This is a genomic window from Kitasatospora sp. NPDC056783, from assembly GCF_042789895.1.
In the GTDB taxonomy this organism is placed as follows: Bacteria; Actinomycetota; Actinomycetes; order Streptomycetales; family Streptomycetaceae; genus Kitasatospora.
Genome location: NZ_JBHUAF010000246.1, coordinates 1 through 12843 on the forward strand (window position 1 = coordinate 1; position 12843 = coordinate 12843).

The window sequence follows — 12843 nt, forward strand, 5'->3', positions numbered from 1 at the left end:
GGACCGGGGCCGCACGCACGGGCCTTCGTCAGTGCACACCCTCGAAGAGGCTGGTCACCGAGCCCTCCTCGAACACCTCGCGGATCGCGGCGGCGATCGACGGGGCGATGGACAGGGTGGTGATCTTGTCCAGCTGGAGCGACGCCGGGGTGGGCAGCGTGTTGGTGAACACGAACTCGCTGACCCGGGAGTTCTTCAGCCGGTCCGAGGCCGGGCCGGAGAGCACACCGTGGGTGGCCGCCACCACGACGTCCGCGGCGCCGTTGTCGAACAGCGCGTCGGCCGCGGCGCAGATGGTGCCGGCGGTGTCGATCATGTCGTCGACCAGCACGCAGACCCGGCCCTTGACGTCACCGACGACGTCGGCCGACAGGATGGTGTTGGCCTGGGTGATGTCGCGGCGCTTGTGGATGATCGCCAGCGGGGCGTCCAGCCGGTCGCACCACTGGTCGGCGACCTTCACGCGGCCGGCGTCCGGCGAGACGACGGTCAGCTTGGCGCGGTCCACCTTCCCACCGATGTAGTCGGCGAGAAGCGGCAGCGCGAACAGGTGGTCCACCGGGCCGTCGAAGAAGCCCTGGATCTGCGCGGTGTGCAGGTCCACGGCCATCAGGCGGTCGGCACCGGCCTGGCGCAGCAGGTCGGCGACCAGGCGGGCCGAGATGGGCTCGCGGCCGAGGTGCTTCTTGTCCTGGCGGGCGTACCCGTAGAACGGCAGGATCGCGGTGATGCTCTTGGCGGAGGCCCGCTTCAGAGCATCGATCATGATCAGCTGTTCCATGATCCACTGGTTGATGGGAGCCGTGTGGCTCTGCATCACGAAGCAGTCCGCGCCGCGCGCGGAGTCCAGGAAACGGACGTAGATCTCGCCGTTGGCGAAGTCCAGGGCCTTGGTGGGGACCAGCTCGGTCCCGAGCGCCTCGGCCACCTCCCTCGCCAGCTCCGGGTGGGCACGGCCGGAGAAGAGCTTCAGCTTCTTCTCACCCGACGTCGTGATCCCGCTCACTGCACCGTCTCCTCGCGTTGCGGACGCTGAACCCTCGACCCGGTGGCGGGCAGGCAGGGCCCGCTCGCGGCACGGGTAGGGGAAATGTCGGTACGCCTGGACACGGGCGGTAAGCCCAGTGGCGCACGTATGTCCCCCAGGTTACGCGCCCGCGCAGAAACCGTCCGCCTCGGGACCCGGCGCCCGGGCCCCGAGGCGGCGGCTCAGGCCTGCTCGGCCCCGTCCAGCGCCACCTTCGCGGCCTGCGCGGATACCGTCCCCGGGCGCTTGCGCTCGACCCAGCCCTCGATGTTGCGCTGCGTGGCCCGGTTCACTCCGAGCGCCCCGGCCGGGACGTCGGTGGTGATCACCGAACCGGCGCCGGTGTAAGCGCCGTCACCGACGGTGACCGGGGCGATGAACATGTTGTCCGAGCCCGTTCGGCAGTGCGCGCCGATCACGGTGCGGTGCTTGTTCACGCCGTCGTAGTTCACGGTGACCGAGGCGGCGCCGATGTTGGTGCCCTCCCCGATCGTGGCGTCACCGATGTAGGACAGGTGCGGCACCTTGGCGCCCTCGCCCAGCTCGGAGTTCTTCACCTCGACGTAGGTGCCGACCTTCGCCTTGCGGCCGAGCTTCGCCCCCGGCCGCAGGTAGGCGTACGGACCGGCGGTGGCCAGCTCGCCCACCTCGGCGCGGTCGGCCGTGGTGTTGCTCACCCGGGCGCCGGCGCCGACCAGGGTGTCCTTCAGCGTCGAGTTCGGGCCCACCTCGCAGCCCTCGCCCAGGTGCGTGGCGCCCTGGAGCTGGGTGTTGGGGAGCACGACCGCGTCCGGCTCGTACGTCACCTGCACGTCGAGCCAGGTGGTCGCCGGGTCCACCACGGTGACGCCCTCGCGCATCGCCCGCTCCAGCAGGCGGTCGTTCAGCAGCCGGCGGGCCTGCGCCAGCTGGACCCGGTCGTTGATGCCCAGGATGTCCCGGTGGTCCTCGGCCACCACGGCGCCGACCCGGTGGCCCGCCTTGCGCAGGATCTCCAGGGTGTCGGTCAGGTACTCCTCGCCCTGCGAGTTGTCCGTGGTGATCCGGGCCAGCGCCTCGACCAGCAGCTTGGCGTCGAAGGCGTAGACGCCCGAGTTGATCTCGGCGATCGCGCGCTGGGTGGGGGTGGCGTCGCGCTCCTCCACGATCGAGAGGACCGTGCCGTCCTCGTCGCGCAGGATGCGCCCGTAGCCGTGCGGTTCGGGGACGACGGCGGTCAGCACCGTGCCGCCGTTCTGCTGGGCCTCGTGCGACCGCGCCAGCTGACGCAGGGTCTCCACGGTCAGCAGCGGCGAGTCCCCGTAGGTGACGATGACGGTGCCGTCCAGCGCCACGCCGTCGGCGGTCAGCGACTCCAGCGCCACGCGCACGGCGTGCCCGGTGCCGTTCTGCTCCGCCTGCACCGCGGTGCGCGCGGCCGGGTAGTGCTCCGACAGGTGCGCCACGACCTGCTCGCGCTGGTGGCCGACCACCACGACCAGCTGGCCGGGCGTCAGTTCCCGGGCCGCCGAGACCGCGTGACCGACCAGGGAACGCCCGCACACCTCGTGCAGCACCTTGGGCAGCTTGTTCGACTTCATCCGGGTCCCGCCACCGGCGGCGAGCACGACAACGGCGGCGAGCGAATTGGCACCCATACGGGGAGGCTCCTCGGTAGGTTCACGGAGAGGGCAGAGCAGCCCGGCCCGGACCCAGGCCGGTCGCCATACGCACAGTCCGCCGAGCAGCACCGACAATACCGGCGCGGGGGGAAGACGCCCGAACCAGAGGCGTGCAAAGGCTCCGCCGCTAGGATTCGAACCCAGACAAAGGCCTCCAAAGGGCCCTGTGCTGCCATTACACCACGGCGGACAGTCGTGTCAGACCCTACCGGAGACGGCCCTGCCGTGGGTATCGACTTGCCATGATCCGCCGGCCCGCTTCCGCCTCCACCGACCCGCCCCGCGGCGCCTCGGTTCATCCGTCCGGCCGGGCGAATTCACTCAAGCGCCCCGTACCGGCGTGTTCCCCTGGACACGGAGCGCAACCTACGATGCCGTAGGTTACGCCAACGTAGGTCCTCTTCTGTCCCGTTCCGGGACGCCGCAAAGGGACGCCCATGACCATCCAGGCAGGCGAGGCGCGCTCGGGGAACTCCGCGACCCCCACTCCGTCTCCCGACTCCGACCCCACCGAGACCTCCGACCACGACGCTCCCCCCGGCTCCGCCACCGCCGCCACCCGGCTGTCCGCCACCCGCGGCGGGGAGAAGCAGGGCCCGGCCGAGCGGATCGCCCTCTCCCTGTTCATCCTGGTGCCGTTCGCCGCCCTGGTCGCCGCCGTCCCGGTGGCCTGGGGCCGCGGCCTGGGCTGGACCGACCTCGCGATCACCGTCGCCATGTACTTCCTCACCTGCCACGGCGTCACCGTCGGCTACCACCGCTACTTCACCCACGGCGCGTTCAAGGCCGGTCGCCCGATGCGCGTGGTCCTGGCGATCGCCGGCAGCCTCGCGGTCGAGGGCCCGCTGGTGCGCTGGGTGGCCGACCACCGCAAGCACCACCGGTTCAGCGACAAGGACGGCGACCCGCACTCGCCGTGGCGCTACGGGGAGAGCGTCCCGGCGCTGGTGAAGGGTCTGTGGTGGGCCCACATGGGCTGGATGTTCGACGAGGAGCAGACCCCCCAGCTCAAGTACGCCCCGGACCTGGTGCGCGACCCCGCGCTGCGGCGGATCTCCCGGCTGTTCTGGCTCTGGACCACCATCTCGCTGCTGCTGCCCGCGCTGATCGGCGGCCTGGTGAGCCTGTCCTGGGAGGGCGCGCTGTCCGCCTTCTTCTGGGGTTCGCTGGTCCGGGTGGCGCTGCTGCACCACGTCACCTGGTCGATCAACTCGATCTGCCACGCCGTCGGCCGCCGCCCGTTCCGCTCCCGGGACCGCTCCGGCAACGTCTGGTGGCTCGCCGTGCTCTCCTGCGGGGAGTCCTGGCACAACCTGCACCACGCCGACCCGACCTCCGCCCGGCACGGGGTGCTGCGCGGGCAGATCGACTCCTCGGCACGGCTGATCCGCTGGTTCGAGCTGGCCGGCTGGGTGCGGGACGTCCGCTGGCCGGACGCGCAGCGGATCGCCGCCCGCCGCGCCGCATGAAGCGGCGCTTCCCGCATGATGTAGGGGTGAACGGGAGCAGCGCAGACAGCACAGGCGGTCACCACAGCACGCGGACGGACGCGGCCCCCGCTACGGCGCCGGCCCGTCCGCGGGCCGCTGCACCGGCGGCCGGCACCACCGGAGGAGATCCGGACCGGGGCGCGGACGGCGGCGGCCCGGCCCCGGCCCCGCGCCGCCGGGGCGGCCGGGTCCGGATGACCGGCAAGCAGCGGCGCGAGCAGCTGCTGGAGATCGGCCGGACGGTCTTCGCGGAGCGCGGCTACGACGGCACCTCGGTGGAGGAGATCGCCGAGCGCGCCGGGGTGTCGAAGCCCGTGGTGTACGAGCACTTCGGCGGCAAGGAGGGCCTCTACGCGGTGGTGGTCGACCGCGAGATGCAGCTGCTGCTCGACATGGTGACCGGGGCGCTGACCGGCGGGCACTCGCGCGAGCTGCTGGAGCAGGCCGCGTTCGCCCTGATGGACTACATCGACACCTCGACGGACGGTTTCCGGATCCTGGTCCGGGACTCCCCGGTGGCCCAGTCGACCGGCACCTTCGCCTCGCTGATCAGCGACATCGCCACCCAGGTCGAGGACATCCTGGGGCTGGAGTTCAAGTCGCGCGGCTTCGACGCCCGGCTGGCGCCGATGTACTCGCAGATGCTGGTGGGAATGGTCGCGCTGACCGGGCAGTGGTGGCTGGAGGTCCGCAAGCCGGACAAGGCGACGGTGGCGGCGCACCTGGTGAACCTGGCCTGGCACGGGCTGGAGGGCCTGGAGCGGCACCCGAAGCTGGTCGGCGAGCGCAAGGGCTGACCGGCCACCCGCCGCCGGCCGGGCCAGCGGCGCCGGGTGACCGCCCGATCGGGTCCCGGGGCCTCGGCTCCGGGCCTCGGTTTTGGGCCTCGGTTCTGGGCCTCAGCTCCGGGTGCCCACCGCGAAGATCCGCCGGAACGGGAACACCGTCCCGTACGGCCCGGCCGGGTAGGCCTCGCGCAGCAGCCGCCCGTACTCGGCGAGGAAGGCGGCCCGGTCGGCCGGGTCCGCGAGCCGGGTGAGGACCGGGCGCAGCGCGCTGCCCTTGACCCACTCCAGGACCGGGTCCGGCCCGGGCAGCAGGGTGCGGTAGGTGGTCTCCCAGACGTCCGGGCGGCAGCCGGCGGCGACCAGCGCGTCGAGGTAGCGCTCGGGCGGGTGGACGCCGGCCCGGACGGCGTCCTCGCCGAGCACGTCCCGCCAGCGGGCGCTGCGGCGCAGGTCGGCGAGGACGGTGTGGCTGGGGGCGTCGAAGTTGCCGGGCACCTGGAAGGCGAGCGCTCCGCCGGTTTCCAGGGCGTCCGCCCAGCGGGGCAGCAGCGCCAGGTGGCCGTCCACCCACTGGAGGGTGGCGTTGGAGACGATCAGGTCGGGCCGGGCCGGAGCCGGGTCGTAGTCACGGGCGTCCGCGAGCAGGTACTCGGCACCGGGTTCGCCCTCGGCGCGGGCGGTGGCGAGCATCGGGGCCGAGCTGTCGACACCGGTGAGGCGGGAGTGCGGCCAGCGCTCGCGCAGCACGGCGGTGGAGTTGCCGGGGCCGCAGCCGATGTCCAGGATCACCTCGGCACCGGGGTGCGGGAGGTCGGGGACGCGGGCGAGCAGCTCACGCAGCGGGCGGGTGCGTTCGTCGGCGAAGCGCAGGTACTGCGCCGGGTCCCAGACGGGGCTGGTCATGGTTCACCTCGCAAGTATCTCGATATCAAGATATCTCGCGTTAGCCTTGCTGGCACATTTCTCGATGTCAAGAGACTTCACATCGACACATCCACCGATACACTGATCGTCATGGAGGACGAGGTCGACAGGCTGGTCGCAGCGTGGCGCCGGGAGCGCCCCGACCTCGACGTGGAGCCGCTGGAGGTGCTCAGCCGGGTCAGCCGGCTCGCCCGGCACCTGGACCGCGCGCGCCGCACCGCCTTCGCCGAGCACGGCCTGGAGCCGTGGGAGTTCGACGTGCTGACCGCCCTGCGACGGGCCGGCTCCCCGTACCAGCTCTCCCCCGGCCAGCTGCTCACCCAGACCCTGGTCACCTCCGGCACCATGACCAACCGGATCGACCGGCTCACCGTCAAGGGCCTGGTCAAGCGCCTACCCGACCCGGACGACCGGCGCGGCGTCCTGGTCCGGCTCACCGACGACGGCCGCGACCGCGCCGACCAGGCGCTCGCCGGACTGCTCGTGCACGAGCGCGAACTGCTCGCCCAGCTCACCTCCGGTCAGCAGGGCGAACTCGCCGCGCTGCTGCGGCTGCTGGTCGCCCCGTTCGACAACATCCCGGGCTGACGCCCGCCCGGGCCGGGGGCCACCCGGCCCGCCGATGCCGCCTCAGGACCGTTCGACGGTGCTCGCCACCGAGGGCGGCGGGGGCGCGGCCTGCTCGGCCGGGCTGACCCCGGCCCGGCGGGCGACAGCCACGGCCGCCAGCGTGGAGTGCACCCCGAGCTTGCCCAGCACGTTCTGCATGTGCGTCCGGACGGTGTGCGGCGACAGGTAGAGCCGCTCGGCGACGGCCTGCCGGCCGAGACCCGCGACCATGCAGCGCAGGATCTGCTTCTCCCGCGGGGTCAGGGTGTCCACCAGCCGCTCGCTCTCGGTGCGGTCCCGCCGGGCGGTGGTGAGCTCCCGGATCACCCCGGTGAGCAGCGCGGGCGGCAGATGGGTCTCGTCCCGCAGCACGCCCCGGACCACGGCGAGCAGCCGGGCCAGCGAACTCTCCTTGGCCACCCAGCCGGTGGCCCCCGCGTGCAGGGCACGGGCGGCGCGGTGCGGATCGTCGGCGGCGGCCAGGACGACGGCGCGCAGCCCGGGGTGGGCGCGGCGGAGCCTGGCCAGCAGGGTGATGCCGTCCGGGGGCGGGGCCGCGGGTCTGAGCTGGTCGCCCCGCGACGGGTCCACCGCCGGCCGGGCGCCGGGCGGCAGCGGGACGGGCGCCCCCGGGGACACGGCCGGCCGACGCGGCTGCGGCACGGGCGGGACCCCCCGCCGTCGGGCCTCCTCGGCCTGCTCGGCGCCGGGCCGGCGGCGGGCGGGCGCGCCGGGGACCCCTGACGCCGTCAAGGGCCCCGGCGTTCCGGGCGCTCCTGATGATCCCGGCGCTCCCGGTGCTCCGTACGGACCGATCATTCCGGCCGCCCCGACCGCTTCGGCGCCGAGGTCGGCGTCGATCAGCGCCACGTCGTAGGCCCGGCCCTCGCCGGCCGCCCGCTCCAACGCCCGCTCGGCGGCGGCGGCACTACCCGCCGCCCCCACCTCCACGTCCGGCTCGGCGGCGAGCGCCGCGGCCAGTGCCTCGGCGAAGATCCGGTGGTCGTCGACCACCAGGACCCGAATCCGCCCCATCGTCCCTCCCCTGCTCAGAGCGCCCGAGCCCGGGGCGGGACCAGTCCGGCTTCCGCGTTCCGGACCCGCCGCTCCGCCCGCCCACCGGTGGTCGGTGAGGCCGAAAGGGCGCCGGCCCCCACCGGTACCGCACTCAGCCTACGGGGCGGGAAACGCGCACGTGGCGATTCGGTGAAGTTTCGTCAGAAAGTGCACGGGCAAACGGACTTGAGTCCTATTGCCTACCGTCACCGGGCCCGCGTCCGACCGTCCCGGGCGCGGGCCCCGCCCGGCGTCCCTCCCCAACGCGCCACCGTTCAGCGGCCGTTGCTCACCAATCACTGCTCACCAGTCACTGCTCACCAGTTGCCGCCCACCGACCGATGCTCACCGACCGCCGCTCACCGACCGTGCTTCGCCAGGGTGAACTCCCAGGCGTCGGCGACGATCTCGTCCAGGTTCGGACGGCGCGGCGTCCAGCCCAGCGCCTCGTGGGCGCGGGCGGCCGAGGCCACCAGCACCGCCGGGTCGCCGGCCCGGCGGCCCGCCACCCGCACCGGGATCTCGCGGCCGGTGACCCGCTTGACCGACTCGATCACCTCGTGCACCGAGAAGCCGCTGCCGTTGCCCAGGTTGCAGATCAGGTGCTCGCCCGGCTTCGCCGCGTCCAGCGCCAGCAGGTGCGCCTCGGCCAGGTCGGCGACGTGGATGTAGTCGCGGACGCAGGTGCCGTCCGGGGTCGGGTAGTCGTCGCCGTACACCGCGATGTGCGGACGCAGGCCCAGCGCGGCCTGGAAGACCAGCGGGATCAGGTGCGACTCGGGATCGTGCCGCTCACCGAACGAGACGCCGGAGGAACTGCCGTACGCACCGGCCACGTTGAAGTAGCGCAGCGAGACGGCGGCCAGCCCGTGCGCGACGGCCTCGCTGGTGATCAGGTGGTCCACGGCGAGCTTGGTGGCGCCGTAGGTGTTGGTCGGCGCGGTGCGGGCGGTCTCGGCGATCGGCACCGCCTCCGGCTCGCCGTAGGTGGCGGCGGTGGAGGAGAACACCAGCGTGCGCACGTCCGCCGCGCGCATCGCGCTGATCAGCTCCAGTGAGCCGGCCACGTTGTTGCGCCAGTACTTCTCCGGGTCCGCGACCGACTCGCCGACCTGCGAGGAGGCGGCGAAGTGCAGCACGCCGTCGAAGGAGCCGTCCAGCACCTTGCCCGCCTCCTGGATCCGGCCCTCGACGAACTCGGCACCGGCCGGGACGCCCTCGCGGAAACCGGTGGAGAGGTCGTCCAGGACGGTCACCCGGTGCCCCGCCTCCAGCAGGTGGGCGGCGACCACGCTGCCGACGTAACCGGCGCCACCCGTGACCAGGTACTTACTCATGTTGCGACCTCCAGCGAACGACGGTCCGCCCGGCCGGGCGGGTGCCGTCGACGGAATGCGTACGACTGGGGCCATTCTCCCAATCCGCCGGGATGCTCCGGACCACCCGGACGACGGCTTCCGGCCTTCTCACCAACTCCTCAGCCCCGGACGCCCCGACGGGACCGCCGGCCGCCGCCCGCCCGGCTCCTCCAGCCGGTCCCTCAGGCGTTCCTCGGCCGAGTCCCCGGCCTCCTTCGGGCCGGGTCCTCAGCCCCCGGCCAGCCGCGCCAGCAGGCCGGTGCGCGCCGCCACCGCGGCCGCCTCCAGGCGGGTCCGCGCGCCGAGCTTCATCAGCACCCGCTGGACGTGCGTCCGGGCGGTGCTGGCCGCGATCCGCATCCCGGCGGCGATCGCCGCGGTGTCCTCGCCGTCCGCGATCCGGGCCAGCACCTGCACCTCACGGCGGGTCAGCAGACGCAGCAGCCGGACGGCCTCGTCGTCCGGTTCGGGCGCCGGGCGCAGCAGTTGGTCGAAGGCGCCGCGCAGGATGTCGACGGCGACCGCGGCCTCGCCCGCGCGTGCCCGTCCGATGGCCCGCTCGACCACCTCGATCCGCTCGTCACTGGGCACGTACCCGGCCGCTCCGGCCGCGAACGCCCCGGCCACACCGCGCAGTTCGCCCACCGGGCCGAGCACGATCACGGCCACCTCGGGGCGCTCGCGGCGGATCCGGCGCAGCCCGTCGAAGGCACCCGGATCCCCCGGGGCGGACACCCCCAGCAGGCACACCTCGGGCCGCCGCCCGACCACCAGGTCGGCGGCGGCGCCGGCCGGGGACCCGACCGCGAGCACCCGGTGGCCGCGCAGCTGGAGCGCGGTGGCCAGCGCCTCGGCCAGCAGCCGGTGGTCGTCCACCACCACGAGTCGAACACCCATGACACCCTCCCGGTCGGGGTCCGGCTCGCGCCCGCACCCCTCGGGCGGGCGGCCGATGACGCACCATCACAGCGCATTCCGTGCCCGACCCGCTAGGCCGTGGCGTGTCGGCGGTGCGGAACCGGCCGGGAACGCGAAAGACCCCCGCCGCGAGGCGAGGGTCTTTCAGTGGAGCCCCCATGCGGAATCGAACCGCAGACCTTCTCCTTACCATGGAGACGCTCTACCGACTGAGCTATAGGGGCTTGCTCGCTTGCCCGGTGTTTCTCCGGGCCGCTCGAACAAGGAAGACATTACACGGCCGTCGGCCCGGAAGGGAAATCGGCCCCGGCTCCACCCACGCGCCCCCTCAGCCCTCGGGGTGCGCCGCGTCGAACGCCTCGCGGGCCGCCATCATCCGCCCGGTGCTCCGCTCCGTCCACCGGCCGATCGGCGCGACCAGTTCGGCCAGCTCACGGCCGGGCGGCAGCAGGTCGTAGACCACCCGCGGCGGCGTCTCCGGGAAGACCGTACGGAGCACCAGCCCGCTGCGCTCCAGGTTGCGCAGGGACTGGGTGAGCATCTTGCGACTGACCCCGCCGACCCCGCGCTGGAGTTCGGAGAAGCGCTGCGGCCCGCAGGCGAGGAGGCTCATCAGGATCAGCATCGACCACTTGTCGACCAGCTCGGCGAACACCTCGCGACTGGGGCACAGCCGGGCGAACACGTCGAGCTCCTGCCCGGGCTCCCAGCCCTCCCCGGAGCGGGCCGCCCACCCGTCCTCCCGGTCGGCGCCCGGCACTTCCCGCCCCTCGGGCCTTCCGGTCCCGGTCCGGGCCCGGGGCGCTTCCTCCGTCGTCATGCCTCCAGAGTAGCCCGGTCGGTCTCCAATCCCCCCTTGGTAACCAATAGAGACCTGGTCTATATTCGAGACCGATCCGGGTCGAGGGCACGGGCCACGTCGGTGCGCCCACCCCGAACCGTCCCCGCGCTTGCCCGTCGGCCCGCGCCCGCCCCTTGGAGTGCCGCATGACCGCCATCCGCCCCACCGTCGCCCTCGCCTACCACTCCGGCTACGGCCACACCGCCGTGATCGCCGAGGCCGTCGCCCGCGGCGCCGCCGCGGCCGGTGCCGACGTCGTCTCGATCGCCGTCGACACCATCACCGAGGAGCAGTGGGCCCAGCTGGACGCCGCCGACGCGATCGTCTTCGGCTCCCCCACCTACATGGGCACCGCCTCCGGCGCCTTCCACGTCTTCGCCGAGGCCACCAGCAAGCGCTGGTTCACCGACGTCTGGAAGGACAAGATCGCGGCCGGCTTCACCAACTCCGGCTCCAAGAACGGCGACAAGGCCGCCACCCTCGGCTTCTTCCAGACCCTCGCCGCGCAGCACGGCATGCACTGGGTCAACCTCGGCCTCAAGCCCGGCTGGAACGCCACCACCGCCTCCGAGAACGACCTCAACCGCCTCGGCTTCTTCAACGGCGCCGCCGCCTCCTCGCCCACCGACGCCGGTCCGGAAGCCGTCCACAAGGCCGACATCGCCACCGCCGAGCACCTGGGCGCGCGCGTCGCCCGGCACACCGCCGTGGTGCTGGCCGGCCGCGCCGCCCTGGCCGGCTGAGCCCCGGCACCGCTACGCCGCCGGATCCGTCCCCCACCGGGGCGCCCGGCGGCGTCCGCCGTCCGCCGGCCCGTCCACCGACCGGCCCACCGGCTCACCCGCCGACCCGAGCTCCGCGCCGACGGTCTCCGGCAACAGCCGCAGGCACCCCAGGGCCAGCACTCCCAACACCGCCAGGTACCAGCCCACCGGCTGCGCCGTCCCGTACACCCCGGTCAGCCGGGTGGCCACCAGCGGCGTCGTCGCACCGCCGATCACCCCGCCCAGGTTGTACGTCAACGCCGCCCCCGTGTAGCGCACCCGGGTCGGGAACAACTCCGGCAGGAACGCCGCCAACGGGCCGAACACGCAGCCCAGCACCGCCATCGCCCCCGCCAGCGCGACGAACATCAGCGGCCGGGCCACCGTCTCCAGCAGCGGGAACAACACCAGCGACCAGACCGTCGCCAGAGCCGTCGCCCACCGCAAGGTCCGCCGCCGCCCCCACCGGTCACTGCGCGAGGCACTCGACCACACCGTCGCGGCCATGCCCGCCGCACCGGCCAGCAGCATCGACAGCACCACCGTGCTCGCCACCCCGAGCCCGGTGGTCGCGTACGCCAGCGCGTACGTCGTCGTCAGGTAGAACAGCGCGTACCCCACGGTGATCGCCCCGCCACCCGCCAGCACCGGGCGCCAGTGCTCGCGCAACACCTCCAGCACCGGCAGCCGCTCCCGCCGACCCGCCGTCCGGAACAGCGGCGACTCCTCGACCCGCAGCCGTACGAACAGCCCCACCGCGACCATGACGAACGAGGCCAGGAACGGCACCCGCCAACCCCACACACGGAACGCCCCTTCGTCCAAACCGAGTTGCAGCGCCAGGAACACCCCGTTCGCCAGCACGAACCCGATCGTCGGCCCCAACTGCAGGAACCCCCCGTACCGCCCCCGCCGCCCGGCCGGCGCGTTCTCCGCGATCAGCAGCGCCGCACCGCCCCACTCCCCGCCCAACCCGACGCCCTGGCACACCCGCAGCACCACCAACACCGCCGGCGCCCACCACCCCCACACCCCGAACCCCGGCAACAGCCCCACCGCCGCCGTGGACAGACCCATCAACAGCAGCGACACCACCAACGTCGCCTTCCGCCCCACCCGATCCCCGAAGTGCCCGAACACCACCGCCCCCAACGGCCGGGCCAGGAACGCCACCGCATACACCGAGAAGGCCGCCAACAGCGCGCCCACCGTGCCCAGTCCGGGAAAGAACACCGGCCCGAACACCAACGCGGCCGCCGTCCCGTAAATGAAGAAGTCGTAGAACTCGATCGCCGTCCCGATCAGCGCCGCAGCCGCCGCCCGCCGCAACTGCCCTACCCGCCGAACATCCTCCGCATCCATACCACCACCCTCGCCACCCCCGCCCCCACCCCACCAGCCCCCACC

General features: G+C 73.3%; 12 protein-coding genes and 2 tRNA genes. 4 read left to right on the forward strand and 10 right to left on the reverse strand.

The features are described from left to right. Nucleotides 1-28: 28 nt before the first annotated feature. The 3 genes from ACFRMQ_RS27880 to ACFRMQ_RS27890 form a co-directional block, all read right to left on the reverse strand. Nucleotides 29-1006, reverse strand: coding sequence for a ribose-phosphate diphosphokinase (locus ACFRMQ_RS27880; protein WP_380733415.1), 978 nt, complete (start codon nt 1004-1006; stop codon nt 29-31). Between the two features lie 203 nt (nt 1007-1209). Continuing rightward, on the reverse strand, nt 1210-2664 hold the full coding sequence (gene glmU / locus ACFRMQ_RS27885; RefSeq protein WP_380733416.1) for a bifunctional UDP-N-acetylglucosamine diphosphorylase/glucosamine-1-phosphate N-acetyltransferase GlmU: 1455 nt from the start codon (nt 2662-2664) through the stop codon (nt 1210-1212). A gap of 143 nt (nt 2665-2807) precedes the next feature. Next, nucleotides 2808-2878, reverse strand: a tRNA-Gln gene (locus ACFRMQ_RS27890). Nucleotides 2879-3125: 247 nt separating this feature from the next. On the opposite strand from ACFRMQ_RS27890, the gene ACFRMQ_RS27895 reads away from it, so the two are divergent. Beyond that, nucleotides 3126-4157 (forward strand): acyl-CoA desaturase, encoded by a 1032-nt coding sequence (locus ACFRMQ_RS27895; protein WP_380733417.1) that lies wholly within the window; start codon nt 3126-3128, stop codon nt 4155-4157. A 215-nt stretch (nt 4158-4372) separates the two neighbouring features. Next, on the forward strand, nt 4373-4975 hold the full coding sequence (locus tag ACFRMQ_RS27900) for a TetR/AcrR family transcriptional regulator (RefSeq protein ID WP_224285115.1): 603 nt from the start codon (nt 4373-4375) through the stop codon (nt 4973-4975). A 102-nt stretch (nt 4976-5077) separates the two neighbouring features. Here ACFRMQ_RS27900 and ACFRMQ_RS27905 read toward each other — a convergent pair whose 3' ends face one another. Then, entirely contained in the window at nt 5078-5869 is a 792-nt protein-coding gene (locus tag ACFRMQ_RS27905; protein ID WP_380733418.1) for a methyltransferase domain-containing protein, read from the reverse strand. A gap of 111 nt (nt 5870-5980) precedes the next feature. Here ACFRMQ_RS27905 and ACFRMQ_RS27910 point away from each other — a divergent pair, with 111 nt between their 5' ends. After that, nucleotides 5981-6478, forward strand: a complete 498-nt coding sequence (locus ACFRMQ_RS27910; protein WP_380703577.1) for a MarR family winged helix-turn-helix transcriptional regulator — start codon at nt 5981-5983, stop codon at nt 6476-6478. A gap of 42 nt (nt 6479-6520) precedes the next feature. On the opposite strand, the gene ACFRMQ_RS27915 is transcribed toward ACFRMQ_RS27910, so the two are convergent. The 5 genes from ACFRMQ_RS27915 to ACFRMQ_RS27935 form a co-directional block, all read right to left on the reverse strand. Further along, nucleotides 6521-7534 (reverse strand): LuxR C-terminal-related transcriptional regulator, encoded by a 1014-nt coding sequence (locus tag ACFRMQ_RS27915; RefSeq protein WP_380733419.1) that lies wholly within the window; start codon nt 7532-7534, stop codon nt 6521-6523. A gap of 380 nt (nt 7535-7914) precedes the next feature. Further along, entirely contained in the window at nt 7915-8892 is a 978-nt protein-coding gene (gene galE, locus ACFRMQ_RS27920) for a UDP-glucose 4-epimerase GalE (protein WP_380733420.1), read from the reverse strand. Nucleotides 8893-9141: 249 nt separating this feature from the next. Then, nucleotides 9142-9810 (reverse strand): LuxR C-terminal-related transcriptional regulator, encoded by a 669-nt coding sequence (locus ACFRMQ_RS27925; protein ID WP_380733421.1) that lies wholly within the window; start codon nt 9808-9810, stop codon nt 9142-9144. Nucleotides 9811-9979: 169 nt separating this feature from the next. Further along, nucleotides 9980-10055: transfer RNA gene (locus ACFRMQ_RS27930), tRNA-Thr, on the reverse strand. Between the two features lie 104 nt (nt 10056-10159). After that, nucleotides 10160-10651: a winged helix-turn-helix transcriptional regulator gene (locus ACFRMQ_RS27935; RefSeq protein WP_380733422.1), complete on the reverse strand. Its 492-nt coding sequence runs from the start codon at nt 10649-10651 to the stop codon at nt 10160-10162. Between the two features lie 167 nt (nt 10652-10818). On the opposite strand from ACFRMQ_RS27935, the gene ACFRMQ_RS27940 reads away from it, so the two are divergent. Further along, nucleotides 10819-11415 carry a flavodoxin family protein gene (locus tag ACFRMQ_RS27940; protein WP_380733423.1) on the forward strand — a complete coding sequence of 199 codons (597 nt, stop codon included), beginning with the start codon at nt 10819-10821 and terminating at the stop codon, nt 11413-11415. 12 nt (nt 11416-11427) lie between these two features. Here ACFRMQ_RS27940 and ACFRMQ_RS27945 read toward each other — a convergent pair whose 3' ends face one another. Continuing rightward, complete coding sequence (locus ACFRMQ_RS27945) at nt 11428-12798, reverse strand: MFS transporter (protein WP_380733424.1); 1371 nt, start codon at nt 12796-12798, stop codon at nt 11428-11430. Between the last annotated feature and the right edge of the window lie 45 nt (nt 12799-12843).

Excerpts from the sequence above, each read along its gene's own strand:
- ACFRMQ_RS27940 (WP_380733423.1), top strand. The coding sequence starts at position 10,819 with ATGACCGCCATCCGCCCCACCGTCGCCCTCGCCTACCACTCCGGCTAC.
- ACFRMQ_RS27915 (WP_380733419.1), bottom strand. The coding sequence starts at position 7,534 with ATGGGGCGGATTCGGGTCCTGGTGGTCGACGACCACCGGATCTTCGCC.
- ACFRMQ_RS27945 (WP_380733424.1), bottom strand. The coding sequence starts at position 12,798 with ATGGATGCGGAGGATGTTCGGCGGGTAGGGCAGTTGCGGCGGGCGGCG.
- galE (WP_380733420.1), bottom strand. The coding sequence starts at position 8,892 with ATGAGTAAGTACCTGGTCACGGGTGGCGCCGGTTACGTCGGCAGCGTG.
- ACFRMQ_RS27905 (WP_380733418.1), bottom strand. The coding sequence starts at position 5,869 with ATGACCAGCCCCGTCTGGGACCCGGCGCAGTACCTGCGCTTCGCCGAC.
- glmU (WP_380733416.1), bottom strand. The coding sequence starts at position 2,664 with ATGGGTGCCAATTCGCTCGCCGCCGTTGTCGTGCTCGCCGCCGGTGGC.
- ACFRMQ_RS27935 (WP_380733422.1), bottom strand. The coding sequence starts at position 10,651 with ATGACGACGGAGGAAGCGCCCCGGGCCCGGACCGGGACCGGAAGGCCC.
- ACFRMQ_RS27925 (WP_380733421.1), bottom strand. The coding sequence starts at position 9,810 with ATGGGTGTTCGACTCGTGGTGGTGGACGACCACCGGCTGCTGGCCGAG.
- ACFRMQ_RS27900 (WP_224285115.1), top strand. The coding sequence starts at position 4,373 with ATGACCGGCAAGCAGCGGCGCGAGCAGCTGCTGGAGATCGGCCGGACG.
- ACFRMQ_RS27910 (WP_380703577.1), top strand. The coding sequence starts at position 5,981 with ATGGAGGACGAGGTCGACAGGCTGGTCGCAGCGTGGCGCCGGGAGCGC.
- ACFRMQ_RS27895 (WP_380733417.1), top strand. The coding sequence starts at position 3,126 with ATGACCATCCAGGCAGGCGAGGCGCGCTCGGGGAACTCCGCGACCCCC.